This is a genomic window from Variovorax sp. 350MFTsu5.1 (genome assembly GCF_048302515.1).
Classification (GTDB): Bacteria; Pseudomonadota; Gammaproteobacteria; order Burkholderiales; family Burkholderiaceae_C; genus Variovorax; species Variovorax guangxiensis.
In genome coordinates this window covers 2,903,082-2,919,434 of the sequence record NZ_CP157620.1, presented here as the reverse complement: position 1 = coordinate 2,919,434, position 16,353 = coordinate 2,903,082, and the positions used below count along the sequence as shown (strand labels likewise).

Annotated in this window: 13 protein-coding genes; 2 read left to right on the top strand and 11 right to left on the bottom strand. The window is 67.0% G+C overall.

What is annotated here, in order from left to right; translation table 11 throughout:
* Nucleotides 1-51: 51 nt before the first annotated feature.
* Nucleotides 52-1,077: an RluA family pseudouridine synthase gene (locus ABL843_RS13125; protein ID WP_418120466.1), complete on the bottom strand. Its 1,026-nt coding sequence runs from the start codon at nt 1,075-1,077 to the stop codon at nt 52-54.
* Between the two features lie 23 nt (nt 1,078-1,100).
* Between ABL843_RS13125 and ABL843_RS13120 the strand changes: the two genes are divergently transcribed.
* Complete coding sequence (locus ABL843_RS13120; RefSeq protein WP_126018814.1) at nt 1,101-1,910, top strand: outer membrane protein assembly factor BamD; 810 nt, start codon at nt 1,101-1,103, stop codon at nt 1,908-1,910.
* A 56-nt stretch (nt 1,911-1,966) separates the two neighbouring features.
* Here ABL843_RS13120 and ABL843_RS13115 read toward each other — a convergent pair whose 3' ends face one another.
* Together ABL843_RS13115 and ABL843_RS13110 are read right to left on the bottom strand one after the other, a co-directional pair.
* Nucleotides 1,967-4,063, bottom strand: a complete 2,097-nt coding sequence (locus ABL843_RS13115) for an ATP-dependent DNA helicase (RefSeq protein WP_418120149.1) — start codon at nt 4,061-4,063, stop codon at nt 1,967-1,969.
* Nucleotides 4,060-4,263: a YdcH family protein gene (locus ABL843_RS13110; protein WP_093201587.1), complete on the bottom strand. Its 204-nt coding sequence runs from the start codon at nt 4,261-4,263 to the stop codon at nt 4,060-4,062. Before ABL843_RS13110 ends, ABL843_RS13115 begins: the two co-directional genes overlap by 4 nt.
* Before the next feature lie 108 nt (nt 4,264-4,371).
* Here ABL843_RS13110 and ABL843_RS13105 point away from each other — a divergent pair, with 108 nt between their 5' ends.
* Nucleotides 4,372-5,142 carry a PP2C family protein-serine/threonine phosphatase gene (locus tag ABL843_RS13105; RefSeq protein ID WP_418120148.1) on the top strand — a complete coding sequence of 257 codons (771 nt, stop codon included), beginning with the start codon at nt 4,372-4,374 and terminating at the stop codon, nt 5,140-5,142.
* Between the two features lie 36 nt (nt 5,143-5,178).
* Here the strand turns inward: ABL843_RS13105 and ABL843_RS13100 are convergent, their stop codons facing one another.
* The 8 genes from ABL843_RS13100 to ABL843_RS13065 form a co-directional block, all read right to left on the bottom strand.
* Complete coding sequence (locus tag ABL843_RS13100) at nt 5,179-5,850, bottom strand: hypothetical protein (RefSeq protein ID WP_418120147.1); 672 nt, start codon at nt 5,848-5,850, stop codon at nt 5,179-5,181.
* Nucleotides 5,847-6,947, bottom strand: coding sequence for a cell division protein ZapE (gene zapE / locus ABL843_RS13095; RefSeq protein ID WP_184638592.1), 1,101 nt, complete (start codon nt 6,945-6,947; stop codon nt 5,847-5,849). Before zapE ends, ABL843_RS13100 begins: the two co-directional genes overlap by 4 nt.
* A gap of 13 nt (nt 6,948-6,960) precedes the next feature.
* The gene (lpdA, locus tag ABL843_RS13090) at nt 6,961-8,388 is read right to left on the bottom strand and encodes a dihydrolipoyl dehydrogenase (RefSeq protein ID WP_126018801.1); all 1,428 of its coding nucleotides are present in this window, start codon (nt 8,386-8,388) and stop codon (nt 6,961-6,963) included.
* Between the two features lie 158 nt (nt 8,389-8,546).
* Nucleotides 8,547-9,821: a 2-oxoglutarate dehydrogenase complex dihydrolipoyllysine-residue succinyltransferase gene (gene odhB, locus ABL843_RS13085; RefSeq protein WP_418120146.1), complete on the bottom strand. Its 1,275-nt coding sequence runs from the start codon at nt 9,819-9,821 to the stop codon at nt 8,547-8,549.
* A 53-nt stretch (nt 9,822-9,874) separates the two neighbouring features.
* Complete coding sequence (locus ABL843_RS13080; protein WP_369658468.1) at nt 9,875-12,751, bottom strand: 2-oxoglutarate dehydrogenase E1 component; 2,877 nt, start codon at nt 12,749-12,751, stop codon at nt 9,875-9,877.
* Between the two features lie 197 nt (nt 12,752-12,948).
* Nucleotides 12,949-14,856, bottom strand: coding sequence for a propionate--CoA ligase (locus ABL843_RS13075; RefSeq protein ID WP_418120145.1), 1,908 nt, complete (start codon nt 14,854-14,856; stop codon nt 12,949-12,951).
* Between the two features lie 122 nt (nt 14,857-14,978).
* The gene (locus ABL843_RS13070; protein WP_184638599.1) at nt 14,979-15,581 is read right to left on the bottom strand and encodes an isochorismatase family protein; all 603 of its coding nucleotides are present in this window, start codon (nt 15,579-15,581) and stop codon (nt 14,979-14,981) included.
* A gap of 18 nt (nt 15,582-15,599) precedes the next feature.
* Entirely contained in the window at nt 15,600-16,271 is a 672-nt protein-coding gene (locus ABL843_RS13065) for a TetR/AcrR family transcriptional regulator (RefSeq protein WP_418120144.1), read from the bottom strand.
* Between the last annotated feature and the right edge of the window lie 82 nt (nt 16,272-16,353).

Genomic DNA, 16,353 nt, shown 5'->3' with positions numbered 1-16,353 from the left:
GCGAATGCAACGCAAGGCCGGTCTCGGGCGACCGGCGCGGCCCTCGGGCCGTCAAGCGCGATTGTAATCCAGCCCCCAGGCCTGCAAAGCCTGGACGAGGTCCCCCGGCAACGGCGAGCGGAACTCCAGCGCCGCTTGCGTGACGGGATGCACGAAGGCCAGCCTGAATGCATGCAGCGCCTGCCGCGACAGCCCCGCGGCCGGCGCGCCGCCGTAGAGCGCGTCGCCCACCAGCGGGTGGCCGATGGAGGCCATGTGCACGCGGATCTGGTGGGTGCGCCCGGTTTCGAGCGTGCAGCGCACGGCACAGCCCTCGGCGTTGCTGTCAAGCCGCTCGATCAGCGTGCGGGCGGTCTTGCCCGCATGGCGCTCCAGATCGACCACCGCCATGCGCAGCCGGTTGCGCGGATCGCGCCCGATGGGGGCGTCGACATGCCGTGCAGGGGCGCCCTCCCACTGCCTGTGGCCGATGGCCAGGTACTGCCGCTTGACCTCGCGCGCGGCGATCAGCGCCACCATCGCATCCATGGCGGGGCGCGTGCGCGCCACCACCATCAGGCCGCTTGTATCTCGGTCGAGCCGGTGCACGATGCCGGCGCGCGGCAGCAGCACCGCCTTGGGGTCGAGCGCCAGCAGGCCGTTCAGCAGCGTGCCGCTCCAGTGCCCCGGTGCCGGGTGCACCACGAGGCCGGCGGGCTTGTCGACGATGCGCAGATGCTCGTCCTCGTACACGGTGACGATGTCCATCGCCTCCGGCCTAAAGGCCTGGCTCTGGGGCGTGGGGCGCAATTCGATGCGCCCGGACTGCCCCGCCTTCACCGGCGCCGAGGCCTTGGTAACGGTGCGCCCCTGCAACTCGACGACGCCTGCCTCGATCAGCTGCTGCAGATAGCTGCGGGAAAACTCGGGCACCAGCGCCGCCAGGGCCCGATCGAGCCGCTGGCCGTGCTGGGCCGGGTCGATGACGAAGGGCCGCTGCTCGCTGGCCTCGGCCGGGTCGGCGCCCTCTTCGTGCTCGGCCACCTCCGGGCTGTCGGGGATATTGCCCAGAGGGTCGGTCGATATAATTGAGGGCAACTGTTTCACGAAAGCCGTATGTGATGATTCGCGCCAAATTATCGGTCCCCGCCTGGATCGCGCTCAGCGCGGCGGCTCTGCTGGCAGCTGGCTGCTCGTCGACCCCGACCGCCGACAAGACCGCCACCTGGAGCCCCAACCGCATCTATTCGGAAGCCAAGGACGAGGCCGGATCGGGCGCCTACGACAAGGCCATTCCGCTCTACGAGAAGCTCGAAGGCCGCGCAGCCGGCACCCCGCTGGCCCAGCAGGCACAGCTGGAAAAGGCCTACGCCCAGTACAAGTCCGGAGAGAAGGCGGCCGCCATCGCCACCGTCGACCGCTTCATGAAGCTGCACCCGGCGAGCCCGGCCATGGACTACGCGCTCTACCTCAAGGGCGTGATCAACTTCAACGACGACCTCGGCATGTTCGCATTCCTGACGCGCCAGGACCTGTCGGAGCGCGACCAGAAGGCCGCCAAGGAATCGTTCGAGGCGTTCAAGGACCTGGCCACGCGCTTCCCCGACTCGCGCTATGCCCCCGACGCACGCCAGCGCATGAACTACATCGTGAACTCGCTCGCGCAGTACGAGGTTCACGTGGCACGCTACTACTACACGCGCGGCGCCTACCTGGCGGCCATCAACCGCGCCCAGGTCGCGCTGGCCGACTACCGCGAAGTGCCGGCGCTCGAAGAGGCCCTGTACATCATGGTCAAGTCGTACGACGCACTCGGCATGAAGGATCTGCGCGACGACGCCCAGCGCGTGCTGACCACCAACTACCCGCAGAGCACCTTCCTCGCCAACGGCTTCAAGGGCAAGGACGACCCTTGGTGGAAGGTCTGGTAAGCCAGACGACCTTCCTGAAACGGTAGGGCCGCAAGCGCCCTGCCGAAGCCTCCCGCTCAGTTCCTGAGCGCCTCCAGCGCGGCATCGAAATCGGCCTCGTTCTCGAGCCGCCGCATCGGAGGCAAGGCTGCCAGCAGACGGCGGCCATAGCCCATCGCCACCAGCCGCGTATCGCAGATCGCCAGCACGCCGCTGTCGGTCTCGCGCCTGATCAGGCGCCCCGCACCCTGCTTGAGCGCCACCGCCGCCTCGGGCAGCGAATAGTCGGCGAACGAACTCCGCCCCTGCGCCTCCAGCCGCTGCGAGCGCGCCTCGACCAGCGGATCGTTGGGCGGCGGAAACGGCAGCTTGTCGATCACCACCAGCTGAAGCACGTCTCCCGGTGCATCGAACCCCTCCCAGAACGACGCCGACGCCACCAGCACGCAGCCCGCGCGCCCGGCGCTCGAGCCTTCGCGGAAGCGGTCCATCAGCACGCGCTTGGGCAGTTCGCCCTGCACGAGCACTTCGGGCCGAACTTGTGCGTCGAGCAGTTCGAACTGCTGCCTCATCTCGTCGCCGATGGTGCGCAATGCGCGCAGCGTGGTCGTCAGCACCAGCGTGCGGCCGCCAAGCTCCGCCGCCCCGCGCGCCGCGAGCTGCGCGACGCGCTGGCTGTGCGACGGATCGTTGGGTTTGGGAAAGGCGCGCGGCACGTAGATCGCGGCCTGGGAGGCGTAGTCGAAGGGGCTCTGCACGCGCAGCACTTCGGCATCCTGCAGGCCGCAGGGCTCGGTGAACCAGCGCAGCGTGGGCTCGTCGCCCAGCGTGGCCGACGTGAAGACCCAGGCGCGGCCGCCCTCTTCGTGTGCAGCGCCCGAACGCGCTGGCTGCTCGCCGTAGGCGTCCAGGCCGTCTTCCTGCTCGCCACCGTCGATCCCGGCCTCATCGGCCTCGCCGGCCTCGTCGGCGATCTTGAGCACCCGCTTGCGCATCGCATCGGCAATGTCCAGAGGCGATTCGATGAGCCGCAGTTGCGTGCCCACATCCACCCAGCGCACGGAATCGAGTTCGCACGGCAAGGCGAAGCGCGCGGTGCGTTTCGCGAGCTGGCGAGCCCGCTCGTGCAGCCGCACGAAGTCGGGCGAGATTTCGCTGACGGTGTCCAGCCCTTCCGCCGCCGCCCGGAATGCATCCAGCAGGTCGTCGAGCGCCCCCTGCCACGCCGCCGGGTCGATGCCCTCGGGCGACGGCCCCAGCCAGCGCAGCTTCGCGCCCGGCCATTGCTTGCCGACAACCAGCCGCAGATCGCGCGCGGCGCGCTCGGTGGTGGAAACCAGCTGCTGCCAGTCGACCAGGCCGCGCGCATGCTGCAGGCCCGCGGCCAGCATGTCGTGCGCGAAGTCGAGCGCCTGGCCGGTTCCGAGCTGGGCGCCAAGGAACTGCACGCCGGTCTCGTTGAGTTGATGCGCCTCATCGAACACCACCACGCTTACCGTCGGCAGCAGCTCCGCCATGCCGGTCTCGCGCACCGCGAGGTCGGCAAAGAAGAGATGGTGGTTGATGACGACGATGTCGGCCGCCAGCGCCTCGCGCCGCGCCAGGTTGACGTGGCAGGGCTTGAACTGCGGGCATTGGGCGCCCAGGCAGTTCTCGCGCGTGGAGGTGATCAGCGGAATGAGCGGCGAGCGCTCGTCGAGCCCCGGCAGCTCGGCCAGGTCGCCGGTGCGCGTGGCCTTGGACCATTGCTCGATCTTGGCGAGCGTGCGCAGGCTGCCGCGCTCTGGCAGGGAAGCATCGTGGCGCGCCATGTCGAGCCGGTGCAGGCACAGGTAGCTGGCGCGGCCCTTGAGCAGCGCCGTACGCACCGGCAGGCCGAAGGCTTCGACGAGACGCGGCAGGTCGCGGCCGAAGAGCTGGTCCTGCAGGGTCTTGGTGGCAGTGGAGAGCAGCACGCGCTCGCCGCTCAGGAGCGCCGGCACGAGGTAGGAAAAGGTCTTGCCGACGCCGGTGCCGGCCTCGACCACCAGCACACCGCCCTTGTCGATGGTGCGGGCCACGGCCATCGCCATCTCGGTCTGCCCCGAGCGTTCGCGGAACTGCTCCGCGGCGCGCGAAAGGCCACCGTCCTGCGCGAAGGCGTCGCGCACCTTGTCTTCGAGCGACCCCGTCACGCCGGCTCTTTCGGATCAAGGATGTTTTCCAGGCGGGCGATCTGGTCGCGCAGCGCGAGGCGGCGCTTCTTGAGGCGCCGAAGCAGCAGCTCGTCCTGCGGCGAGCCTTCGGCCAGACGGTCGATGGTGGCATCGAGGTCTGCGTGCTCGATGCGCAGTTCGATCAGCTGGCGGGAAAGGGAGTGAAGATTGGAGTCCAACGGTGGGGAGCGCACGCCTGGTTTTCGCGCCGCATGTTCATTCGATAATACGTCCTGACACGAATCTCCGAGAAGACAGGAACCCGCGCTTCAGGCGCCCATTGCTTCATGACCCAAGGCTTTCGACTCGCAGCGGCCACCGGACTCCACAAGGGAGACCGCCCGTACCAGCAGGACCAGGTCCTGCTGATGAGCCACCCGCGCGTGCCCGGCTGCGTGCTGGGCGTTGTGGCCGATGGCATGGGTGGGCGCAGCGGCGGGCGCAAGGCCTCCGACCAGGTGCTCATGACGGCGCGCCAGCTCTTCACGCGCTACCAGCCCGGCAAGGAAGACCCGGAAGCCTTGCTCAAGCAGATCCTCGAGGACTCGCACACGGTCATCAAGCTCACCGCCGTTTCCGCCGAGCAGGAACCGCACAGCACGATCGCGGCCTTCCTCATGAACCCGAAGGGCGACTGCGCCTGGATCCACGCCGGCGATTCGCGCATCTACCACTTCCACGACGGAGAGCTCCTCAAGCGCACGCGCGACCACTCGTACGTGCAGGTGCTGATCGACCGGGGCCAGATCACCGAGGCCGAGGCCAACATCCATCCGCAGGGCAACATCCTGCTGGGCTGCCTGGGCATGACGACCACGCCGCCGCCCATCGACCCCTACTACATCCCGAAGATGGCACCGGGCGACCTGCTGATGGCCTGCAGTGACGGGCTCTGGCACTACTTCAGCCCCGAGGAACTGGCGAGCGTGCTTTATGCGCAGCCGCCGCGCGACGCGGTGGAAATCCTGGTGGGCGAAGCGCGCCGCCGGGCCCGGGGCACGGGCGACAACATCTCGATCGCGGTCCTGAAGCTCGATCCGCTCCCCGCTGCCGCCTGAGCGCGGGCAGCAGGCGCCACCCTCTCTCTTTGCCTGTCAGGGCTTGGCCGGTTCCGGCTCGGAAGGCGGCGGGGGCAACGGCGCCCCGCGCGGCTTGTCGCGCTGCTGGGCGTTGCGCCGCTCGCGATCGGCCCTGTGTTCCGCTGCACGGCGCTGCTTCTCCTCGAAGCGCCGAACGGCCTCTGGCGCTTCGGCGCGACGCTGGGCTGCCTTGGCCTGCTCGTCGGCGTGCGACTGCTGCTTGGACTGGAACTGGCGCTCGCGCTCGGCAGCTTCGGCTGCCGTGGAGGCACGGCTGGCCGCGTGGTCGGCGGCGCGCTGCTCGCGGTCCTTCTGGTTCTGGATGGATTGCTGCTGCTTCTCGGGCGTGTCCACCGAACGCTGCGTGCCCGCCTTTTCGTCGAGCTTCCTCAGCTCGGCCGCACCGCTGCGCTGGCGCTGGATGTCGTTGATCGCGGTTTCCTGCCGCTTGATGTTGTCCGTTTCGGCGCGGCGACGGGTGCGGCTCTCGCGCAGGCAGTCTTCCACCGCGAACTTCTTGTAGCAGGCGGCCCGCTCCTCGACGTAGCGCTTCTCTATGGCCTCTCGCTCGGCCGACAGCCGGCGCTTCTCGGCGTCGAGGTCGGCGTTGCCCGCCGTGGCGTTGGACTGCGCCCACAGCGGCAGGCTGGCCAACGCCATGAACAGGGCAAGAACGATTTTTTTCATGTAAGTCGGGTATCGACGACGCGGCGTTCCAGGGCAAGGAACTCGCTCGATTGCATCTCGGTGAGCCGGGAGACCGTGCGCGGAAACTCATGCGACAGCGGGCCCTCGGTGTACAACGCCTCGGGCGGAACCTCAGCCGACATGATGAGCTTGCATCGCCGGTCGTACAAGACGTCGACCAGCCATGTGAAACGGCGTGCTTCGGAAGCCATGCGCACCGGCATGTGTGGCACGTCGGACAGCAGGATGGTGTGGAACTGGCTCGCAATCTCCAGATAGTCGTTCTGCGAGCGCGGACCACCGCACAGCGTCTTGAAATCGAACCAGACCACGCCGCCGGCCTTGCGCAGCGCGCGGATCTCGCGCTGCTCGATGTGCAGGATCGGGTTCTCGTCCGCCGTCTCGGCGAGCTTCTCGAAGGCCTTGCGCATCTCCTTCTCGGCCGCCGCGTCGTTGGGCGTGAGATACATGCGCAGCTGCTCCAGCGTGCGGCGCCGGTAGTCGGTGCCGTTGTCCACGCTCAGCACCTCGAGCTTTTCGTTCAGCAGCTCGATGGCAGGCAGGATGCGGTCGCGGTGCAGGCCGCCCGGGTACAGGTCGTCGGGCTTGAAGTTCGAGGTGGTGACGAACCCCACGCCGTTGTCGAAGAGCGACACCAGCAGGCGATGGAGAATCATCGCGTCGGTGATGTCCGCCACGTGGAACTCGTCGAAGCAGATCAGCTTGTAGCGCTTCGAGATGCGCAGCCCCAGTTCGTCGAGCGGGTTCACCGTGCCCTGCAGCTCACGCAGCTCGCGGTGCACCTCGCGCATGAACTCGTGGAAGTGCAGGCGCGTCTTGCGCCGCAGCGGCACGGCGTTGAAGAACAGGTCCATCAGGAAGCTCTTGCCCCGCCCGACGCCGCCGTACATGTAGACGCCGCGCGGGAGCTCCGGCCTGTTGATGAACTTCTTCAGCGCATTCGAGCGCTGGGCCTTGTACTCGGCCCATTCGCTGGCGCAGCGATCCAGCGCCTCCACGGCGCGCAGCTGCGCGGGATCGCTCTTGAACCCGCGCGCAGCGAGTTCCGCCTCGTAGGCCTGTTTGACGCTGGTCAAAAGATCGGTGGGATCAGAAGTTCAGCGTGCGCTTGTCCACGGCGAGTGCCGCTTCCTTCGTGGCTTCCGACAGCGACGGGTGCGCGTGGCAGATGCGCGCGATGTCCTCGGCGCTGGCCTTGAACTCCATCGCCACAACGGCTTCGGAGATCAGCTCGCTGGCCTGCGGGCCCACGATGTGCACGCCCAGGATCTCGTCGGTCGCGGCGTCGGCCAGGAACTTGACCATGCCGGTCGTGTCGCCCAGCGCGCGTGCGCGGCCGTTCGCCAGGAACGGGAAGGTGCCGGCCTTGTAGGCGCGGCCCGAGGCCTTGAGCTGCTGCTCGGTCTGGCCGACCCACGCGATCTCGGGGCTGGTGTAGATCACCCACGGGATCGTGTTGAAGTTGACGTGACCATGCTGGCCGGCAATGCGCTCGGCCACGGCAACGCCCTCTTCCTCGGCCTTGTGCGCCAGCATCGGGCCACGCACCACGTCGCCGATGGCCCACACGTTGGGCAGGCTGGTCTTGCACTCGTCGTCCACCGCGATGGCGCCGCGCTCGTCGAGCTTCAGGCCCACGGCTTCGGCGTTCAGGCCGATGGTGTTGGGCACTCGGCCGATCGACACGATCAGCTTGTCGACTTCCAGCGTCTGGGCTTCGCCCTTGGCGTCGGTCCAGGCAACGCTCACGCCCTTCTTCGACGACTTGATCTCGCCGACCTTCACGCCGAGTTCGATCTTGAGCTTCTGCTTGTCGAAGGCCTTCTTGGCTTCCTTGGCGATCTGCTCGTCCACCGCGCCGAGGAAGGTCGGCAGCGCTTCGAGCACCGTGACTTCCGCACCGAGGCGACGCCACACCGAGCCCATTTCCAGGCCGATGACGCCCGAGCCGATCAGGCCCAGCTTCTTCGGCACCGCGCCGATGCGCAGCGCGCCGTCGTTCGAGAGGATGTTCTCCTCGTCGAACGGCGTGCCCGGCAGCGCGCGGGCGTTGGAGCCCGTGGCCACGATGATGTGCTTGCCGACGATCGACTCTTCGGCGGCGCCGGCCACCTTGATCTCGTAGCCGCCGGCGTCTGCCTTCACGAACGAGCCACGGCCGTGGAAGAACGAGATCTTGTTCTTCTTGAAGAGGTACAAGATGCCGTCGTTGTTCTGCTTCACGACCTGGTCCTTGCGGGCCAGCATCTTGTCGATGTCGAGGCCCAGGCCTTCGACCTTGATGCCGTGGTCGGCGAAGTGGTGGCCGGCCTGCTCGAAGTGCTCAGACGACTGCAGCAGCGCCTTCGAGGGAATGCAGCCCACGTTGGTGCAGGTGCCGCCCGGTGCGGGGCCGCCCTTGCCGTTCTTCCACTCGTCGATGCAGGCGACGTTGAAGCCGAGTTGCGCGGCGCGGATGGCAGCGATGTAGCCGCCAGGGCCGCCGCCGATGACGATCACGTCAAATTGTTTGGACATAGGTTCTTTCATGGTCTCGTGTGTCACCGCCTCTGATCAGGGCCGCGCGAAGCGCCGGCCGGTTCGCAGGCACCCGCGGTACCGGCTCTGCCGGGCCGCCGGGTGCACCCCCTCGAGGGGGGAGGCGGCTACACGAAGTGAGCAAGCAACGGGGGTGGTCAGATATCGAACAGCAGGCGCGACGGGTCTTCCAGCGCCTCCTTCATGGCGACCAGGCCCAGCACGGCTTCGCGGCCGTCGATGATGCGGTGGTCATAGCTCATGGCCAGGTAGTTCATCGGGCGGACCACGATCTGGCCGTTCTCGACCACGGCGCGGTCCTTCGTGGCGTGCACGCCCAGGATGGCCGACTGGGGCGGGTTGATGATCGGGGTCGAGAGCATCGAGCCGAAAGTGCCGCCGTTCGAGATGGAGAACGTGCCGCCGGTCATCTCTTCGATGCCCAGCTTGCCGTCCTGTGCCTTCTTGCCGTATTCGGCGATCTTCTTCTCGATGTCGGCGAAGCTCATCTGGTCGGCATTGCGCAGGATCGGCACCACCAGGCCGCGCGGCGAACCGACGGCGATGCCGATGTCGAAGTAGCCGTGGTACAGGATGTCGTTGCCGTCCACCGAGGCGTTGAGCACCGGGTACTTCTTGAGGGCATGCACGGCAGCCTTCACGAAGAAGGACATGAAGCCGAGCTTCACGCCGTGTTCCTTGGTGAAGCTGTCCTGGAAGCGCTTGCGCAGTTCCATGACGGGCGCCATGTTGACTTCGTTGAAGGTCGTCAGGATGGCGTTGGTCGACTGCGACTGGATCAGGCGCTCGGCGATGCGGGCGCGCAGGCGGCTCATCGGCACGCGCTGCTCGGGGCGCTCGCCCAGGTCGGGGGCGCTGGCCGGTGCGGCAACCTGCGGCAGCGCGGGCTTGCCGGCCGGCACGGAAACGGTGGCAGCCACGGCCGTGGCGGGCTTGGCGCCAGAGGCGACTGCGGCGAGCACGTCGCCCTTGGTCACACGGCCGTCCTTGCCGGTGCCGGCCACGTCGCCGGTCTTGAGGTTGTTGTCGGCCAGCAGCTTGGCGGCGGCGGGCATCGCGACGTCGGCCTTCGAGCCGCCGGTGGCTGCAGCAGCCGCTGCCGGAGCGGCCGCGGGCGCCGGGGCCGCCGCGGCGGCGGGTGCCGCCGCGGGAGCGGCCGCGCCGGCCTTGCCTTCGGTGTCGATCTTGGCGATCAGCTGGTCGGCGACCACGGTGGCACCGTCGGGCTGGATGATTTCGGACAGAACGCCGGCCGAGGGAGCGGGCACTTCGAGCACGACCTTGTCGGTCTCGATCTCGATCAGGATTTCATCGACGGCGACGGCTTCGCCGGCCTTCTTCTTCCAGGTGAGCATGGTGGCTTCGGCCACGGATTCGGAAAGCTGGGGGACTTTGACTTCAACGATAGACATTTGGAGTGGGCTCCGATTTGTTCTTCAGGGTGTTCGTGTGAAAGAGGACAGGTTTACTTGGTCAGCACGAAGCCCTTGAGCTTGGCGAACGCGCCGTCGACCAGCGCCTTCTGCTGTTCCTGGTGCAGGTGCGAGTAGCCCACCGCCGGCGATGCCGAGGCGGCACGGCCGGAATAGCCGAGCTTCTGGCCTTCCTGCATGTTTTCGTGGATGTAGTGCTGCACGAAGAACCAGGCGCCCTGGTTCTGCGGCTCGTCCTGGCACCACACCACGTCGACGAGATTCGGGTACTTCTTGATCTCGGCGGCGAATGCCTTGTGCGGGAACGGATAGAGCTGCTCGACGCGGATGATCGCCACGTCGTCGGCTTCCTTCTCCTCGCGCTTCTTGGCCAGGTCGTAGTAGACCTTGCCCGAGCAGGCGATCAGGCGCTTGACCTTCTCGGCCTTCAGGTCGCGGCTGTCGGGGATCACGGTCTGGAAGCCGCCCTTGACGAACTCGGACAGCGGGGAGGTCGCGTCCTTGTTACGCAACAGCGACTTCGGCGTCATGATGATCAGCGGCTTGCGCAGGCTGCGCACCATCTGGCGGCGCAGCACGTGGAAGATCTGGCTGGCCGTGGTGGGCTGCACGATCTGCATGTTGGCGTCGGCGGCCAGCTGCATGAAGCGCTCCAGGCGGGCCGAGCTGTGCTCGGGGCCCTGGCCTTCGTAGCCGTGCGGCAGCATCATGGTGATGCCGTTGACGCGGCCCCACTTCACTTCGCCCGAGGCGATGAACTGGTCGATCACCACTTGCGCGCCGTTGACAAAGTCGCCGAACTGCGCCTCCCAGATCACCAGGGTGTTCGGGTCGTTCGAGGCGTAGCCGTATTCGAAGGCCAGCACCGCTTCTTCCGAGAGGATCGAGTCGATCACGACGAACGGAGCCTGGTTGTCGGCCACGTTCTGCAGCGGCACGTAGGTGCCTTCGTCGAACTTCTCGCGGTTCTGGTCGTGCAGCACCGCGTGGCGGTGCGTGAAGGTGCCGCGGCCGGAGTCTTCACCCGACAGGCGCACCGGGTAGCCGCTGGCCACCAGCGAGGCGAAGGCCATGTGCTCGCCCATGCCCCAGTCGACGTTGACGTCGCCGCGGCCCATGGCAGCGCGGTCGTCCAGCACCTTCTTCACCAGCGGGTGCACGGTGAAGCCTTGCGGCACGGTGGTGATCTTCTCGGCCAGCCGCTTCCACTCGGTGGTGGGGATGGCGGTGTCGCCGGCGTCGGTCCACTTCTTGTTGAGGAAGGGGCTCCAGTCGACCGCGTACTTGCTCTTGAAGTTGGTCAGCACCGGGTCGATGGTGTGCTTGCCGGCATCCATGGCGGCGCGGTAGGCCTTGACCATGTCGTCGCCGAGCGTCTCGCCCAGGCCTTGCGCGGCCAGCTTGTCTGCGTACAGGCGGCGGGTGCCGGGGTGCTGGGCGATCTTCTTGTACATCAGCGGCTGGGTGAGCGAGGGGGTGTCCTGCTCGTTGTGGCCCAGCTTGCGATAGCAGACGATGTCGATGACCACGTCCTTGTTGAATTCCTGGCGGAACTCCAGCGCGAGCTGCATGCACAGCACCACGGCTTCGGGATCGTCGCCGTTCACGTGCAGCACCGGCGCGTCGATCATCTTGACGATGTCCGTGCAATACAGCGTCGAGCGGCTGTCGCGCGGGTCGCTGGTGGTGAAGCCGATCTGGTTGTTGATGACGATGTGGACCGTGCCGCCGGTGTAGTAGCCGCGGGTTTCGGCCAGCGCCAGCGTTTCCATGACCACGCCCTGGCCGGCGAAGGCGGCGTCGCCGTGCACGAGCACCGGCAGCACCGAGTCGCCTTCCTTGTCGCCGCGGCGGTCCATGCGGGCGCGCACCGAGCCTTCGACGACCGGGTTGACGATCTCGAGGTGGGAGGGGTTGAAGGCCAGCGACAGGTGCACCGGGCCGCCAGGGGTGCTGACGTCGGAGCTGAAGCCCTGGTGGTACTTCACGTCGCCGCTGGGCAGCTCTTCGGGGGCGGTGTGGTCGAACTCGGCGAACAGGTCGGCAGGCATCTTGCCCAGCGAGTTCACCAGCACGTTCAGGCGGCCGCGGTGGGCCATGCCGATCACGATTTCCTGCACGCCCTTCTCACCGGCGCGGTTGATGAGTTCGTCCATCGCGACGATGAAGCTCTCGCCGCCTTCGAGCGAGAAGCGCTTCTGGCCGACGTACTTGGTGTGGAGGAAGCGCTCCAGGCCTTCGGCCGCGGTCAGGCGGTCGAGAACGCGCTTCTTCTGGTCGGCGTTCAGCTTGGGATTGGTGCGGGCGCTCTCGAGCTTCTGCTGCCACCAGCGCTTGTGGTTCTGGTCGGTGGTGTACATGTACTCGGCGCCGATGGTGCCGCAGTACGTTTCGCGCAGTGCGTTGAGCAGTTCGCGCAAGGACATGGTGTCCTTGCCGAAGAAAGTGTTGCTGGTGTTGAACACCGTCTCGAGGTCGGCGTCGGCGAAGCCGTAGAACGAGGGCTCGAGTTCAGGAATGGAGGGACGCTCGGCGCGCTTGAGCGGATCGAGGTCGGCCCAGCGGGCGCCGACGTTGCGGTAGGCGGCGATCAGTTGCTGGACCGCGGTGCGCTTGCGGCCGAGTTCGGAGTCGGCGCCGCTGGCCTGCACGACCTTGGTCGTGCCTTGCTTCGCGAGTTCGGCGAAGGCGTTGATGACCGGCTGGTGGGGGACGTCGCGGGTGTTCGTGCCGTCGGCGGCGGGAACGTTCTGCAGCGCGTCGAAGTACGAACGCCAGTTGTCGGGAACGCTGCCTGGGTTGGCGAGGTAGTTTTCGTACATTTCCTCGACGTACGGCGCATTGCCGCCGAAGAGGTACGTGTTGCCTTGATAGGCGGTGTACGCCGTGGGCGTAGAAGAATCGCTCATGATCCGCTGACCTTCGCTTCCCTGAGGGAAGCACTAGCTGGTTTAAGAAACCTTCCGCGACACGGCTGAACCGATTGGCGGATGCGACTGTGGCTGGGGAAGGGCCTGAGTACCTTGGCATTGTGCCACGTCAACCATATGACGGTCCAACCCGGCTTCGCAACCCCCCGCTGTTGCTCATTCCCCGCTCATTCGACTCAAGAAAGTAACTGTTTGATCTGCTGCAGCGTGGCGGGGTCGTCGATGGTGGTCAGGTCGCCGGGGTCGCGCTGCTCGCAGACGGCCTGGATGGCCCGGCGCAGCAGCTTGCCGCTGCGGGTCTTCGGCAGGCCGGAGACGAAGCGCACCCGGGCCGGCCGGGCCAGGGCACCGAGCTGGTCGGCCACCAGCTTCATGATCTCGCCTTCGAGCTTCAGCGCCACGTCGGCATCGGTCACGGCCTTGCCGTCCCTGGGCACGACGAAGGCCATTGCGACCTGTCCCTTCAGCGCATCGGCCACGCCGACCACCGCCACTTCGGCGACGTTGGAATGGCCCGAGATGCTTTCCTCGATCTCGCGCGTGCCCAGCCGGTGGCCCGCCACGTTGATCACGTCGTCGGTGCGCCCGAGGATGTAGAAATAGCCGTCCTCGTCGCGGATGCCCCAGTCGAAGGTCGAATAGACCATCTTGCCCGGCACGCTCTTCCAGTAGGTGTTGACGAAGCGCGCGTCGTCCTTCCACACGGTCTGCATGAAGCCCGGCGGGGTCGGCCCCTCGACCACGACCACGCCCTTCTCGTTCGCGCCGGTCAACTCCTCGCCGGTGGACTCATGCACGATCCTGATGCGGTAGCCGTACATCGGCACCCCGGGGCTGCCGAACTTGCTGGGCTTGGGCTCGACGCCGTTGGCGATGGTGATCATCGGCCAGCCCGATTCGGTCTGCCAGTAGTTGTCGATGATCGGCACGCCCAGGCCCTCGCTGATCCATCGGGCGGTGGGCTCGTCGAGCGGCTCGCCGGCCAGGAACAGCGCGCGCAACGTGGAGAGGTCGTATTTCTTCAGCAGCGCCGGGTCCTGCTTCTTGAGCACGCGCACCGCCGTGGGCGCGCTGAACATCACCGTCACTTTGTATTTCTCGACGAGGCGCCACCAGATGCCGCCGTCGGGCCCGCGGTCGATGCCCTGCGTGGGCAGGCCCTCGTACATGATCGTCGACATGCCTGCGATCAGCGGGCCGTAGACGATGTAGCTGTGGCCCACCACCCAGCCGATGTCGCTGGTCGAGAAGTAGGTTTCGCCGGGCCGCCCATCGAAGATGTGCTTCATGCTCGCAGCCAGCGCTACCGCGTACCCACCCACGTCGCGCTGCACGCCCTTGGGCTTGCCGGTGGTGCCGCTCGTGTAGATGGTGTAGCTGATGTCGGTAGAGGCCAGCCAGGTGCAGGGCACCTTGGCGTCGAGGTGCTTGCGGCGCAGCTCGGCGGCCAGGTGGTCGCGCCCCGCCGTCAGGTCCATCGGCGCCAGCCCCCGGTCGGTGAGCAGCACGGCCGATGGCTTGTGCTTCGACAGCCGGATCGCCTCGTCGAGCAGCGGCTTGTACGCGATGACCTTGTTGCCGCGCGATCCCGCGTCGGCGCTCACGATCACCTTGGGCTCCGCGTCCTCGATGCGCGTGGCGAGCGAGCCGCTGGCGAAGCCGCCGAACACCACGCAGTGGATGGCACCGATGCGCGCGCAGGCCAGCATCGCGAAGGCGGCCTCCGGAATCATCGGCATGTAGATGAGCACGCGGTCGCCCTTGCCCACGCCCAGCTCGAGGAGGCTGGCGGCGGTGCGCTGCACTTCGGCGTGCAGCTCGGCGAAGCTGTAGCTCTTCTCGACGCCGGTTTCGGTGGACACGAAGATCAGCGCCGGCTGGTCGCCCCGCGCCGGCAGGTGCCGGTCGACGGCGTTGTGGCAGAGGTTGGTGGTGCCGCCCACGAACCAGCGCGCGAAAGGCGGCTGGCTGGCGTCGAGGATCTGTTGCGCGGGCGTCTGCCAGTCGATCAGCTTCGCCTGCTCGGCCCAGAAGGCCTCGGGCGCGTCGACGGATTGGCGATAGAACTCTTCGTAGCGGCTCATCTCGGTTGTCTCCTGTTATTCGTCCAGTCCTGGCAGGCGCCAAAACTGAATTCATAATTATGGAGACCGATCTTGCAGCAAGCTGACAGCCGGGGCAACCCGGCTTTACTCCGCCGCCCGGCTCAGCGGACGAGCGAGAGCACTTCAGGAAACGCGGGATGCTCCGCCGTACGCAGCCACTCGAAGCCGACCATCTCGGTCGTCACCAGCTCGGCGCCGGCACCGGCCAGCCGGTCGAAGGCGGCATCGCGGTTGCGCTCGGTGCGCGAGCTGCAGGCGTCGGTGACGACCCAGACCTCGAACTCGTCTTCCAGCAGGTCGAGCGCCGTCTGCAGCAGGCAGACATGGGCTTCGCAGCCAGCGATCACGATGCTGTTGCGCTCCTCGGCGGGCGCCGCGGGCTTCTGCAGGTGCTTGGGCAGGCTGCGCGCATTGCCCTGCGGTGCCTTGGCCGGCACGCGCAGCCACTCGCCCAGGCCCTCTTCCACGCCGCTGAAATGCATCTTCGACATGGTGCGCTGGCACTGCGCGCGGATGTCGGGCAGGTTCTGGCCCAGCTTGGAGGGGTTGTGCTCGGTGCCGAACACCGGCACCTGGAACAGCTTGGCCATCCTGCCGAGCCGCACGGCGTTCTGCGCGACCGCTTCCCCCTCGAAGATCGCCGGCATCAGGCGTGCCTGGTAATCGACCAGGACGAGTTGGGATTGCGAGGCGTCGAGCAGCATGAACGGGTTCTTTCTTTTTCAGGAATCGGTTGAATCGGACTGAACCGTACCACCGAAAAGACCCGGTTGGCGCGCGCCGCCGGCAACGCGCTCCACGAGCTGCGCCACGTAGGCCTTGAACAGCGCGTCGGCCGACTGCCTGAACATGCGGATGCGCCCTGTGTGCTGCATCAGCAGCAGGCCGACGCCGTGCGCGAAGAGCGCGGTGTTCTCGCGCAGGGCTGCGTCGGCGTCGAGCCCCATGTCCTGCAGCGCCTCTTCGCAGGGCCGCAGGGCCTGGTAGAGATGGTCGTTCAACTCGTGGTCGAGCTCGCTGGTCAGCCCGCGCGGGCGCATGCCCTGCACCAGGTAGAAGCCCAGGTCGAGCTCGCGTGGGTTCGCGGCATAGAAGTCGAACCAGGCCTGGGCCCTCGCGGCGAGGGCCTGGCCGGGGCCGTCCTGCGGCGCGGAGGCCTCGGCCACCGCGGCCTGCAGCCGCTGGATGGACTCGTTCAGCAGGGCCGCGTAGATCGCCTCCTTGCTCTCGAAGTACGAATAGATGGCGCCCGGCGTATAGCCGGCCTTCCTGGCGATCTCCCGGACGCTGGCGCCCTCGATGCCGGCTTCCAGAAAGACCGCGCGGGCGGCATCGAGCACGAGGGTGCGGCGGGCGTCGCTGAGCGCCTGGCGGCGCTGGGTCTTGGCTTCCATGGACGGGACTATAGCCCTCGATTGATCGCACGCCCAATTTTTTGATCGTTGATTGAAAAATTGAACAGTGTTTAAATCTCGA